Genomic DNA, 14,399 nt, shown 5'->3' on the forward strand with positions numbered 1-14,399 from the left:
GCAATGATATTGCCATGTTAGTAACTTAACCGGTCGATGAACTCGTCCAGTTCCTCCAGGTTGAAGCCGTCATAATCAATGTCCGCCGGCGTCAGCTCCGCATCGGACTTATCCGCCGCGTGACGAATGATGCGGCGCAGGTCGTCCATCAGCGCTTCCGCGAACGCCACCAGATCGCCAGCGCTGAAGGCGCCGGAGCCGCCAGTGATCCGCAATTGCAGGCAACCGTCCAGCACCAGCGCCACCACTTCCAGCGCCTGTAGATTGGGCGCCTGTGGGTCCCGGGTCGGTCCGACGTTTTCTTCCGCGAGCTGGAACAGCTCGCCGGCGAAGGTGCGGTCGAACTGGCCGAGATAGTTGAAAGCCACGCGGGGCAGGGGCGCGAAATTGAGGGCGCCGCCGCGGTCGCTGTCTTGCTGGTCGCGCATATAGCGCAGAATGCCGTAACCCGCGCCTTGCTGCGGCGCGCTGCGCAGGGTCTCCTTGACCACTTTGATCTGGCGGTCGACGTCATCATCGGCGCTTATCGCGAAGGCGAGCGGGTACAGGCTGGTGAACCAGCCCAGGGTGCGGGAGACGTCCAGGCCGATGCCCAGATCTTCGCGACCATGGCCTTCCAGCAACAACGACGGCGGCCCCAGCTCTTGCCGCATCAGGGTGCGCAGCAGAGCGGTGACCAGCAGTTCCTCGCCGCGGGTGCGATAGCTTTGGTTGGCGTCGCGCAGCCATTGCGCGGTGGCGGCTGCGTCCAGATGACTCTCCACGTAGTGACTGGCGCCGCTTTGGACTTGCATGCGGCTGGGATAGCTTTGCCCGGCGCGACGAGTTTCCTGCCGCCCCCAGTAATCCAGTTCTTTTTGCGAGAACACTGGCGCGCCGCTATTGACGGCCTGGGCCCATTGAGTGAAATCCGTCGCCGGAGCCAGCGTGATGTCCGCGCCGTTCAGGGCCTGCTGGTAAGCCTGAGTCAGATCTTCCAATAGAATGCGCCAGGACACGGCGTCCATGATCAAGTGATGGGCGACCAGAAACAGACGTTGCCCGCCATCGGGCAGGCGATACAGAACCGCTTTGAAGAGGCCCCCTTGCTGCAGGTTGAAACCGGTTTGCCGGGTCGCCATGTCCGTTTCCATGTCGGTCTGGGGATTGTCGGCGGCAGGCAGGTCGATGACGTTCAACAGGCTGTCTGGATCGATCTCCACGCGCACCTGGCGCATACGATCGCGCACTGGTTGGAAGGCCAGCCGCAAGGCGCCATGCCAGCGCGCCAACGCCGTCAGACTGAAGCGCAACGGATCTGTTTGCAGCGCACGGGCGGGACGCAGCAGAACCGCCTGATTGTAATGGTCCCGGCGACCTTCGAAATGGGTGAAGAACCAGCGCTGGATCGCCGTCAACGGCGCTTCCGCCGGAGCTGTGTCGGGGGGTGTGGACGCCACCGTGGCCTGCAGGTGCGGCGCCAGTTCGGCGATGCTGCGGTGCTCGAAAATCTGCCTGACTTCCATGCGCCAGCCGATCTGACGCAGGCGCGCGGAGATCTGCAGCGCCTTGATAGAGTCGCCGCCCAGAGCGAAATAGTCATCCAGGGCGCTGATCTCGGCGACGTTCAGCACGCTGCGCCAGACTTCCGTCAATGCGGTTTCTCTGGCGCCGTTGGGCGCGCGGTGCGGACGCGCCTCCTGATTGACGACGACGGCGTCGCATCCCGGCAAGGCGCGGCGGTCGATCTTGTTGCTGGCGGTGAGCGGCATCTGCGCCAGAATCGACCAGCGCGTGGGAATCATGTAGTCCGGCGTGCGCTCCTGCAGAAAGTTGCGCAGCGCCTCCACTCCGGGGGCTTGCGCTTTATCGACCAGGGTGAGGTAGGCCGCCAGCTCATAGCGTCCCGTTTCGGTTTCCAGAGCGATCGCCGCCGCTTCCGCGATGGCGGGATGCTGGCGCAAATGAGACTCGATTTCTCCCGGCTCCACCCGGTGGCCGCGGATCTTTATCTGCTGATCCATGCGTCCGAGGTACTGGATGACGCCGTCCCGCAGCCAGCGTCCGCAATCGCCGGTGGCGTACAGGCGGCGTTTGGAAATCTCGGGATAGTAGGCGAACTTCTCCCGGGTGAGGGCGGAGCGGTTCAGGTAGCCGCGGCCGACCGGGTCGCCGCCGATAAAAATCTGGCCGGGGACGCCCAGAGGGACGGGCCGGCGCAATGTATCCAAAATAAACACCTGGGCGTTGGGCAGAGGCCTTCCGATGGGAACAATGGGAAAGTAATAAGGGTTTTTCCGGGGAACCCGCAAGGCGGTGACGTCCACGGCGCATTCCGTGGGACCGTAAACATTGTAAAGCGCCGCCCTGGCGTTCTGCTGGTAAAACGCCTGCGCCAGTTTCCGGGACAGCGGCTCGCCGCCTGTCAGTAAGGCGTCCAGACCTAACCCGGGAGTCGCCGGCAGCCGCTCCGCCACCATCATGGACAACAGGCTGGGGGTGCAGTCCGCCACCGCCACCTTGTGTTGCAGAAAGCATTGCGCCAGTTGCGTCGGCTGCAAACGCATTTCCGGGGCCGCCACCAGCAATTGGTGTCCCAGCAGCAGGGCCGCAAAGATCTGTTGCACCGAGGCGTCGAAGATGGGGCTGGCCAGCAGCGCCACGCACACCGGCTCTTGATAATCCTGATAAACCAGATCCCGCAGCCCTTCCACCAGATTCAGCACATTATGATGCTCCACCAGACTGCCCTTGGGCGCGCCGGTGGAGCCGGAGGTGTAAATAACGTACGCCAGCTGACTGCGTTGAATGGCGATTGCGGCGGCGGGAGCGGCCACCGGTTTGGCCAGCGCCTGTTCAATGCAGACCAGCTCGGCGGGATAGGGGGCCACCGCTGAGCGGGCGGGGTCCAGGGTGGCCTGGTCGACCACAATCAGGGTCAGCCTGGCGTCGTTGATCTGGTGTTGCAGGCGGGCGCGGGGATGGGCGATGTCCATAGGCATATAGCCGGCCCCGCTTTTCAATATGCCCAGTATGCCGACGATCAGATTGACGCCGGGACGCACGCACAGTCCTACTGGCTGGTCAGGCAAGGCGCCCTGATGACGCAGGCGCGCCGCCAGAACTTCGCTGCGATGGTCCAGCTCGGCGTAACTCAGGGCGCCATCGTCGGCGATGACGGCGTTCTGTTGCGGGCGACGGGCGGCCTGCTGGCGGAAGCAGCTGACGATGTCGTCTCCCAGGATCAGCTCTTCAACCGGGCGCGCAACGGCGGATGGGGCGCTATGCCAGTGTGCGTTGAAGGCGCGCAACTGACGCAGGTCCCCGGCGTCGATCATGGTCAGCTGATCGAGTTCCGCCAGCGGCGCGGCGATTACGCTGTCCACCAGATTGGCGAAGTGCCGGGCCATGCGCTCGATAGTTCCAGGCTCAAACAGGTCCAGGCCGTATTCGAACTCGCATTGCAGCGCGCCGTCAGTCTCCGTGACCAGCAGCGACAAATCGAACTTGGCGCTGCCCCGGTTGACCGGCAGGGATTCTATGGTGAGGCGCGGCAGCCGCAGGCTTTCCATGGGAGCGCTTTGCAGCAGAAACATGACCTGGGCGATGGGTTCGTAGCCGGGACGGCGCTCCGGTTGCAGCGCCTCCACCAGTTTGTCGAAGGGCATTTCCTGGTGCGCGAAGGCGCCCAGGGTGGTTTCCCGTACTTGTTGCAATAATTCGATGTAGTTGGCGACGCCGCTGAGATCGACCCGCAGCGCCAGGGTGTTGACGAAGAAGCCCACCACGTTCTCCAGCTCGGGACGCTCCCGGTTGGCCACCTGGGTTCCCACCACCAGGTCACTGGCGCCGCTGTAGCGTTGCAGCAGTATGTTGAAGATCGCCAGCAACGCCATGAACAGACTGCATCCCTGTCGCTTGGCGAGGGCCTGCAGGGCGTCGCCCCGGTCCGCGGACAGGGTGATGAAATGGCTGGCGCCGCGATAACTGCGCTGACGGGGGCGCGGATGATCAAACGGCAGATCGGGCGGTGGCGGCGGATTCTGCAAGCGCGGCAGCCAGTAATCGCGCAGACGGGGCAGCTCCGAAGATAAAAAACTTTGCTGTTGCCAGCAGGCGTAATCCGGATACTGGGTGGTCAACGGGGGCGGCTCCCCGGAACCGGCGTAAAGCGTCATCAGTTCACGGGTGAGAATGCCCTTGGACCAGCCGTCGGCGATGATGTGATGCAGGGTGAACAGCAGGACATGGCGCTGCGGCCCCAGCTTCAACAGGCGCGCCCGCACCAGAGGCGCGCGGCTCAGGTCGAAGGGCGCGATAGCCTCAGCGTCCGCTTGTTTTGCAGCGGCGCGCTCCGCCGCCCCCGGTTCCAGGCTGCTCAAGTCCTCTTCCGTCATCGCCAGCGTCGCCTGCTCCGCAATGTGCTGGCGGGGGCCGTCCGGGCCCTCGATGAAGCTGACGCGCAGGGCTTCATGGCGATCCACAATGCGCTGCAGGCAACGGCGCATCAGGCTGACGTCGATGTCGCCGTCCAGACGCAAGGCTTCGGGAATATTGTAGGCGGCATCGCCAGGTATATTGCAGGCGGCGTCGCCAGGTATATTGCAGGCGGCGTCGCCGCCGGGGCCGTTGCGGGATTCCGCCATCGCCATCACGAACCACAGGCCCATCTGGTTCAGGGACAAGGGCGCGGTTCTGGCATAGGCCGGCGCGCGCGGCGGGATGCCCCGGCGCGGCGCCACCGCCTGCAGACGCGGCGGCGCCGGCTGTTTCGGCAGCAGGGGAAGAATGGTCTCCTTCATGGTTTTGAGACGGGCGACCAGTTCCGGCGTCATGGCGTTTTTCGGCGCCCGATAACGCAGCTGGCCGTTATCGTTCCAAAGCTGTACGCCGCTTTGTTCGACTTCCCGCAGAAAGGCGTACACTTCCATCAGAGCACTCCTTCATCCATTTCTTCCGACAGCTTCGCGTCCAACGCCTCCGGACAGGTCCGTTGCAGCCAGGCGGCGAAAGCGGCCACGCTGGGATAGTCGAACAGGGCCTGCATGCTGATATCGGGAGAGAAGCGGCTTTTCAGGCGCGACGCCATTTTAATAGCGATCAGGCTGTCGCCGCCCAGGTCATGGAAATTATCGTGTCGTCCCACCACTTTGACCCCCAGCACCTCGCGCCAGATGGCGGCGATGTCCCGCTCCAGGTCGGTGGCGGGCGCATTGGCGCCGGCGTGTTCATCCGGCGTCGCTTTGGTGAGGCGGCTGTGTTCGACGATGCGTTGCAGGTTGGCGTCGCGGGCGTCCCGCAACAGGACGTCGATGCGGCGGCGGGACATCAGCACCTGACTGAGTCCACGTTGGGACAGCATGCGCAGGAAGGCGTCGGCGCCGGTGGCGGGGTCCATGCCGCCCTCCGGGTCCTGGCCGGTTTTCTGGCGATACAGCGCTTCATAAGCGCAGGCCATGCCCACATGCCGCCAGCGTTCCCAGTTGATGGACAAGGCCGCCACGCCCTGACTTCTGAGCTGATGGGCGAAGGCGTCCACGCAGGAGTTGGAGGCGCAGTACTCGGCGTCGCCGACCCCCGGCGCCACGGCGCTGGTGGAGGACGATAACGCCACAAAATCCAGGTCCTTGACCGCGAGGGTCGCCAGCAGGTTGCGCACGCCGTGAGTCTTGGCGGCGAACTCGCCTTTGCCGGGATCGGGCTGCTTCAACTGTATGGGACCGCGGTTTTCCGAGGCTGCGCAGTGAATCAGGCCATTGATGGGGCCGAAACGCCGCTGCGCCTGCGTCAGCTGTTCCTGCAGCGCGCTCAGATCGGCAATGTCCAGCTGCAGGGTCATGACCTGGGCGCCAAGACTGCGCAGGCGGCGCAGTTTGGCGCTGCGGTCGCGAAGGCCGCGCTCCGCGTCGGGGCTGACCAGGGCGAACGGCTCCGCCACGTCAGCGTCGCCGGCGGCCGCCAGAATCAGGCCGCAATCCACGTCCTGCGGCGCCATGTCCTCGCCGGGGAAGGCGCGCACGTTTGTATAGCCGAGGCTCTCCAGCAGCTCACGCCATTGCGGCAGGGACAGGAGTGGGCAGTTCTCCCGCAATCCGTCGGCGAAGCACCACCATCCCGCCGCCAGCCCGTAGGCCATATTGGTCCAGCGCTCAGTGTGGGTGGACTCCAGCAGGCACAGCAAGCCGCCGGGCGCCAGCAGACGACGGGTCTGACCCATGGTGGCGGGCAGATCCGCGGTGGCGTGCACGGCGTCCAGCTCTATCACCAGATCGAAACTGTGCGGGTCCAGCCCCTGTTTCTCCGGCGGCAGCGAGGCGTCGTATTTGGCGAAGCGCATTTTGCCCGCCAGAGCGGGGTCTTGCTGAAAGCGTTGTTCCGCCGCCATCACGAAGCTGCGGCCGATGTCGGTAAACCAGTACTCCACGTTCGCTTCCCGCAGGGCGGGGGCGATCCAGTCGGTGAGAATGCCGGCGCCGGCGCCGATCTCCAAAATGCGCAAGGGTCTGGCGTCGGGCTGCGCCGCGCGGGCCTGAATCAGTTCCCGCAGCAGACGCTGCAGCAACAGGCCGTACAGGCGGTGATGCGTATGCTCCACGGTTTCCGCTGCGGCTTTCTTCAGCTTGTCCCCCTGACCGGAGGGATACAGCACGCTGATCGCGTCCACTTCGCCGGTGAGGGCGGGACGATAATGGCTGACGCAGTGATCCAGGAATTCCAGCATGGGAGCGAATCCGGGATAGCGCTGACTGACTTGCGCCCGTAGTGCGCCTGGGTCCGGCAGCTGTTCCAGGGCGGGCGACAGGCGCACTTGATCGTTTTCCAGCTCGACCACGCCGTCCTCCGCCAGAATGGCGAACATCCAGCGGAAGAACTTGTCGAAGCGCGCGTCCAGGCCGCAGGCGGTCATAAACTTGTCCACGCTGACAGCGTCGGCGCCGTCCATATGCTCCCGCCACAGGGCGCCGATAAACTGGGCCAGATAGGCGGAGCACAAGCCATGCAGGTCGGCGCGCAGACCCGGATGAGCGTCCACGCTCTGAATCGCCAGCTCGTCCTTCAGCTCAGTTTCCAGCGCGGCGATGCGTTTGGGGTCCGGCAATTGCGCGATGAGGCCGCCCTGATTGGCGTCGGCGTCTTCGCTCCAGGCGGGAGCGGGCTGGCGTCCGGCCAGAATCAGCCTGGCGCGGCATTGTTGCGCCACGCATTCCGCCAGTTGCAGGCCGATGCCGCCCAGTCCGCCGGTGATCAGGTAGACGCCGTCGTCGCGCAGAGGCAGTTGTTGCGGGTCGCGGACGGCGCTTGTGGTCGTCGGGGTGAATTCGCACACCCAGCGCTGGTGGCGGGGCGGTTGCGTCGGCGTCAGGCCGCGCAACGCCAATAATGGCGTGTCGCCGGGGCGCTGGGCGAGATCAATCAGATCGCGGCACAGTGCTTCCCATTGCGCTTCCGATTGCGGCGGTACGACGTCGATGCATTGACTCTGCAAGCCGGCGTATTCCAACGGCGCCACTTTGATGGGGCCCATGAGCGCCGCCAATTCCGGGGTGATGGTTTCATCGCCGAGCACTGACTGCGCGGTGGCGGTGACGGCGCACAGCATGGGCATGGGCGTCGTCAGACTATCGAATTGCTGTATCAGCCGGATCAGACTGCTGTAGCCCAGATTGAGCAATTTCTCGCTGTGTTCCTGCGGGTCCGCAGCGTTGATTTGAGGGGTGCAGGCCCAGGCGTGCAAGATAAAATCAGGGGATTTGCCGTCCGCCTGCAACTGCGCGAACAAGGCTTGGAAATCTTCCGTCCGTTCCGGGTCCAGGCGCAGGCAATCCTCGCTTGCGCGGTCTGAACCGGCGGCGGATCGCTCATACGTCGAGCGCACCTGCGTCATGCGGTCGCCGCGGCGCTCTATTTCTTCACGCAGACCCCGCGCCATTTGGCTGTCATCCACCAGCACCAGCCAATTGCGGGGTGTGGAGACGGCCTGTTCATCGCCCGTCTGGCCGGCGATGTCATTGCACAGGGGCAGGCGACGCCAGGACGGCGCGTAGAACCAGTCCCGCAGGGGCGGCTCCGCACGGCTGGCGCGGGTGGTCGGCGTTGACGCCGGGGTCGTGGGAGGATCTATCCAGTGGCGCTGACGGGCGAAGGGGTAGCCCGGTAAGTGCAGACGCTGGTAGCGACGGCGGGTCTCCGGCGCGGCGGCATTAATGACGCCTGCATAATAGGCGCGCCAGTCCAGATCGCAACCGCGCCGCCACAGTTCCCCCAGGGTCTCCAGCAGCAGCTTTTCCGGATGGTCGCGGCGGGACGCCGGCGGAATCAGCGATAAGGCGTCATGCCGCCAGCCCTGTTGATGGGCCAGGGCGGTGAGCGCGCGTCCCGCGCCCACTTCCACACAGACATCCACGCCTTCCCGCCGCAATGTTTGCAGGCCGTCGGCGAAGCGCACCGGCTCCAGCATGTGGCGCACCCAGTAGTCCGGGTCCGTAGCCTGCTCCGGACGCAGCAGGTCGCCGCTCAGGTTGCTGACAATGGGTATCTGCGGGGGTTGCAGGCGCAGGCTGCGCAACCGCTCCCGCAGCGGCTCGGCCACCGGCTCCATGGCCGGAGAGTGGAATGCGCCGCTGGCGTTAAGGCGCTGGCAGGTGACGCCCTCGGCGATCAGGCGCGTCTGCAGTTGTTCAATCGCCGCCGGCGGGCCGGACAAAGTGCAGCATTCCGGGCTGTTGACCGCCGCCAGGGACAGACGTTGGCCGTACCCTTTGTCGCCGGCGTGGGCGCGCAGATAAGGAATGATGCTCCCTTCGCCAAGGGAAACCACCAGCATGGCGCCGGCGGCGGTGTCCTGCATCAAACGGCCGCGTTCGACGAGCAGACGCAGGGCGTCCGGCAGGGCGAACACCTTCGCGAGACAGGCGGCGACGTATTCACCCAGGCTGTGACCCAGTAACGCATCAGGTTGCAGCCCCCAGCTTTGCAGCAGACGCGCCAGAGCATACTCCAGCGCGAAGTTCAGCGGTTGCGCCAGGGCGGTGGGAGTGAGCGCGCGGTCTTTTTCCTTGTCGTCGCAAAGCAGCGAGCGGATATCCCGGTTCAGCAAAGGTTGCAGCAGGTCCGCGCATTGATCCAGATCACGGCGAAAAGACGCGTAGCGACGATACAGGGACCTGGCCATCCCCGCGTATTGAGAGCCTTGGCCGGTGAGCAGAAACGCCAGTTTGTGAATAGGGCGCTCTTCCGGGTGGGTTCTTTCGTGAAAGTCCGCCGCCTCGCCGTGGCAAACTGCATAAGCGCGCTGCTCCAGGCGGCGGCGTCCGCAGGCCAGGGTGAAGGCGACGTCCGGCAACGCCCGCGCCGGCAGGTCGTGTAAATGCTCGCGTAATTGCGCCTGCGCCTGTTTCAGCGCGGTGTCCGTGCGGGCGGAGACCAGCAGCAGTTGCGGCAGGGTTGCCTCCGTATCCTGTGCGGCGTGGGGCCGCGCGTACGCGTCCGGGGCCTGCTCCAGCACCACATGGGAGTTGGTGCCGCCGACGCCGAACGAGCTGACGCCGGCGCGCCGGGGCAGGTGCGCCGGCCAGTCCACGGTTTCGGCGTTGACGAAAAATGGACTGTTCTCCAGATCCAGCTTGGGGTTAGGACGCTGGAAGTGGCGGGAGGAGGGAATCTTGCCGTGTTTGATCGCCAGAGCCGCCTTGATCAGGCCCGCCATGCCGGCGGCGGTGTCCAGATGGCCAAAGTTGGTTTTCACCGATCCCAGGGCGCAGAAGCCTTTGCGCGCGGTGGTCAGGCGGAAGGCTTTGGTCAGCGCCGCCACTTCGATGGGGTCGCCCAGGGGCGTGCCGGTGCCGTGGGCTTCCACGTAGCTGATGGTGTCTGCGGAGATGTCCGCCAGCGCCTGCGCCTCCGCGATCACCGCCGCCTCGCCGTCCACGCTGGGAGCGGTGTAGCCGATTTTGTCGGCGCCGTCGTTGTTGATGGCGCTGCCGCGAATCACCGCATAAATATCATCACCGTCCTCCAGCGCATCTTCCAGACGCCGCAGCAACACCACGCCCACGCCGCTGCCGCCCACCACGCCCTGGGCGTCGGCGTCAAAAGCGCGACATTGACCGTCGGGGGAGGGAATGCCGCCTTCCTGATACAGATAGCCTTCTTCCTGAGGCGCGCGCAGCGTGGAGGCGCCGGCCAGGGCCATGTCGCACTGGCAGGACAGCAGGCTCTGGCAGGCCAGATGCACCGCCACCAGTGAGGTGGAGCAGGCGGTGTTGACGTTGAAGCTGGGTCCTTTCAGATCCATCTTGTAGCTGACCCGGGTGGCGGCGAAGTCCTTGTCGTTGCCGATCAGCAGTTGATAATCCATGTCCGGTCCGGTGTATTCCGGGTGTGGAATGATATTGCGCAGGATATAGGTGGGCATGCCCACGCCGGCGAAAACGCCGATGCGGTTTTCCTCGCCCTGGCCGGTATGCCCGGCGTCCTCCAGCGCGCGCCAGCAACTCTCCAGAAACAGCCGATGCTGCGGGTCCATCATTTCCGCTTCCCGGGGCGTATAACCGAAGAAAGCGGCGTCGAATTTATCGTAATCGTTGACCACGCCTTTGATGGGAACGTAGTCCGGGTGGTCGATCAGCGCGGCGGGAACCCCCGCCTGCAATAGTTGCTCACGGGTGAAGCGGGTGGTGGAGACAACGCCGTCGAGCAGGTTGCGCCAGAACCCTTCGATGTCGTCCGCGCCGGGAAAACGGCACGCCATGCCGACAATGGCGATAGCGTCCGCTGGGATGTCTTGGGATAGAGTGTCCGTCATGGTCGTATTCTTTTTCTTCCGTTTATTGTTCTTGCATTTGCTTGATTGGCGGCGACTGACTCACAGCGCGGGCGTCGGCCTGTCGGCGACGCGCCTTGCGCTGCCGGTCCACGCGCTGGGCGACGCTGTCCCGCAATGCGGCGCGTTCGTTCTCCTCACCGCCGCCTTCCTGCTCCGCCAGATGGGCGGCGAGCTGGGCGATGGTGGGATAGTTGAACAAAGCGGTCAGCGGCGTCCGGAACGCCAGGCGCAGCAGGCGCTCATAAACCCGCGTCAGCAGCAGGGAGTAGCCGCCGATGTCGAAAAAGTTGTCATGGATACTGATGCGTTCCTGTCCTAATACGTCGCGCCAGATGGCGGCGATTTCCTGTTCAAGACGCGTGCGGGGCGCCTGAAACATGGCGGAGGAAACCCGGTTGGGCGTGGCCTGGGGCAGACGTTTGCGATCAATTTTGCCGTTGCCGTTGAGGGGCAGTTCCGACAGGATCATATAACTGGTGGGCGCCATGTACTCCGGCAGCTTGCTCCGGACCAGCTTGCGCAATTCCTCGAACAGACCGGCGGCGTCTTCCGGCGCGCGGCGCACAACGATAAACGCGGCCAGATATTCGCCGCCATCCTCCGCGTATTGCTTGCACACCACCGCCTGATTCACCAGCGCGTGCTCGGTGAGCAGCGATTCGATTTCTCCCGGCTCGATGCGGAACCCACGCAGCTTGATCTGAAAGTCGCTGCGTCCCAGGTAGTCGATGGCGCCGTCCGCGCGGCGTCTCACCAGATCGCCGGTTTTGTAAACGCGTCCCCGGCACAGCGGGTGCGTCATGTGGACGAAGCGCTCCGCGTTAAGCTCAGGACGGCCCAGATAACCCCGGGTGATCCCGGCGCCGGCGATGCACAGTTCGCCGGCGACCCCCGCCGGGGCGGGCTCGCCAAAGGCGTCGATGACGTACAGTTGATAGTTGGCCAGGGGCGCGCCGATAGGCAGCGTCGCCAGTTCCGCGTCCGCGCCGGTGACCCGGTGGATGGAGGACCAGACGGTGGCCTCCGTCGGACCATAAAAATTCCATACCGGCAGACCGAATTTTAATATCGGCGAAACCAGGCGGCCGGGAAACGCCTCGCCGCCGCAGCAGAATGCGCGCAAGCGATAAGGAAACGCCTCGTCATCCCGGGTCGCCGCCAGCAGTTTCTCCATATTGCTCGGCGTCAGGTTCAGCACGGTGGCGTTCTCCCTGCGCAGCAGCCGGGCGAGGGCGTGAGGGTTATGACGCTCTTCCTCAGTGGTCACCAGCAGCGTGCCGCCGTACAGCAGACAGCCCCAGATCTCCCAGACCGAGAAGTCGAATGCGTAGGAGTGGAACAGCGTCCATACGTCGTCCGCCGAAAATTCCACGATGGGTTGCAGCGCCGCCAGCATGTTCAGCACGTTACGGTGCTCGATAGGCGTGGCCTTGGGCGCGCCGGTGGAGCCTGAGGTGAAGATGGCGTAAGCGAGATGATCCGGGCGCGCCGGGTTGCCCGGCGTCGGTACGCCGCAGCGGCAGGGCGGGCCACTCAGATGGTCGCCCTCATGCAGATGACGTAACGGATCGCTGCACTTGGGATCGTTGCGCAACAGGCGGTCCAGACGCACCAGGGTGCAGCCTTCGGGCAGATCCAGCGCCAGGTCCGAGTGGGTGACCGCCAATGCGACGTTGGCGCTGGCGAGCATATCGGCGATGCGGTCGCGGGGGTTGGCAGGATCGATAGGCAGGTAGGCGGCGCCGGATTTCAGCACTCCGGCGAGCGCCACGATCATGTCCACGCTGCGCCCCATGTAGACCGCCACCAGGGTGTCCGGGGCGACGCCAAGGTGCTGTAACTGCAACGCCAGCAGGGTGGCGCGCCGGTCCAGCTCGAGATAACTGATGCGCTCGTCGCCGCAGACCACCGCGGTTTTATGAGGGTGCGCCAACGTCGCTTCCCGCAGCAGGTCGGTCATGCGCCGGTCGCTGGGCAGTTCCTGCAAAGTGGCGGCGGCGTCGTTCCACTGCTGGGTCTCCGCCGCCGTTAACATGGGCAGCCGCAGCGGCGGAGTATCCAGGCCTTTCGGCAGCTCCGCCAGCAGCTTACGATAATGTCCGATCATGCGCCGGATAGAGGCGGCTTCGAACAGGCTGCTGTTGTAGACGAACTGACCCTGCAGCTCGCCGTCCACTTCCCACAGATGCGCTTCCAGGTCCACGCTGACGTTGCGGCGTTTCAGCGCCAGCGGCTCGATCAACAATCCGCGCAGGCTCAGCTCCGGGTGCGGCGTGTGGCGCGGCGAGTTCTGCAGGGCGAATATCACCTGCACCAGCGGATTATGAGAGAGATCCCGCTCCGGCCGCAGCGCCTCCACCAGTTTTTCAAAGGGAAGTTCCTGGCGCTCCATGGCTCCGGCGCAGAAATCCCGCACCTGATCCAGGTATTCCGAGGTGGTGGCGCAGGCGCCGGGTCGCAGGCGCAAGGGCAGGGTGTTGGCGAAATAGCCGAGCAGCCCCTCTACTTCACGGCGGTTGCGATTGGCCACCGGGGAGCCGATCAGCAGGTCGTCCTGGCCGCTGTGGCGCGCCGCCAGCACGCCAAACGCCGCCAGCGTGGCCATGTACAGCGTCAGGCTGTGACGGCGGCACAGGTCTTTCAGCGGTTGCAGCAAGGTGGCGGGAATCGTGAAATGCTCCACGTCGCCCTGAAAGTTCTGCACCGGCGGGCGCGGATAATCCAGCGGCAGCTCCAGACGCAGGGGCGCGCCCAGCAGTCGCGGCAGCCACCAGTCCAGTTCCGGCGGGCTGGCGTTGCGGGCGTAGCGTCGCTGTTGCCACGCCGCGTAATCGCCATATTGAATAGGGAGCGCCGGCAGTGCGGGCGGACGATTCTGGGAAATGGCGTTATACAGGGCGGAGATTTCCTCCACCATGACGCCGATGGACCAGCCGTCGGTGACGATATGATGCAGGGTGATGAGCAGCACGTGGTCCTGGGCGCCTTTACGCAGCAACTGCATGCGCAACATCGGCCCCAGTTTCAGATTAAAGGGCTCGAACGCCGCCGACGCCGCCAGTTCCTGGATGCGCCGATCCTGTTCCTCCGCGGGCAGGGCGGACAGGTCCAGCTCCGTCAGATCCACGCAGGGCAGCGGTTCAATAAACACCGCCTCGCTGTCCGGGTAGCGCGTGCGCAGCACTTCGTGACGCACCATGAGGGCGCGCAGACTTTTGCGCAGCGCATCCACGTCCAACGGGCCCTGCAGACGCATGGCGGTGGGCATGTTATAGCCGTGTCCGCCGCCCTCGAGCTGGTCGAGGAACCACAGGCGCTGTTGTCCGAACGACAGCGGCGGCGGCTGCTCGCGCCCGGCGGGCGTTATGGTTTCGACGTCGGCGCCGCTCTGTCGCTGCAAAAAGCGGATGACTTCGTCCTTGCGGGACTTCAGTTCGTCAATCAGTCCGGCGATGGCTGGGTCCTGTAACCGTCCGGCGGGCGCGTTCAGTTTCAACGCGCCCTGATCCAGTCGCAAGCGCACATCGCTTGCCGCCAGTTGGGCGAGAAAATTATGAATTCCTGACTCCATAGTCACCCAACACTCCCTTTGTCT

At 64.7% G+C, this 14,399-nt stretch carries 3 protein-coding genes; all 3 read right to left on the minus strand.

Annotated features, from left to right (window positions below; genetic code table 11):
• Positions 1 to 17 precede the first annotated feature (17 nt).
• Genes HCH_RS13355 through HCH_RS13365 form a run of 3 tightly spaced genes read right to left on the minus strand, consistent with a single transcriptional unit; the run spans position 18 to position 14,375 of the window.
• Positions 18 to 4,910 (minus strand): non-ribosomal peptide synthetase, encoded by a 4,893-nt coding sequence (locus HCH_RS13355; RefSeq protein ID WP_011396802.1) that lies wholly within the window; start codon positions 4,908 to 4,910, stop codon positions 18 to 20.
• Positions 4,910 to 10,783 (minus strand): type I polyketide synthase, encoded by a 5,874-nt coding sequence (locus HCH_RS32340; RefSeq protein WP_011396803.1) that lies wholly within the window; start codon positions 10,781 to 10,783, stop codon positions 4,910 to 4,912. Before HCH_RS32340 ends, HCH_RS13355 begins: the two co-directional genes overlap by 1 nt.
• A 22-nt stretch (positions 10,784 to 10,805) precedes the next feature.
• Positions 10,806 to 14,375 (minus strand): non-ribosomal peptide synthetase, encoded by a 3,570-nt coding sequence (locus tag HCH_RS13365; RefSeq protein WP_011396804.1) that lies wholly within the window; start codon positions 14,373 to 14,375, stop codon positions 10,806 to 10,808.
• Positions 14,376 to 14,399: the final 24 nt, after the last annotated feature.

Origin of the sequence: Hahella chejuensis KCTC 2396, assembly GCF_000012985.1 — a bacterium.
Taxonomy (GTDB): Bacteria; Pseudomonadota; Gammaproteobacteria; order Pseudomonadales; family Oleiphilaceae; genus Hahella; species Hahella chejuensis.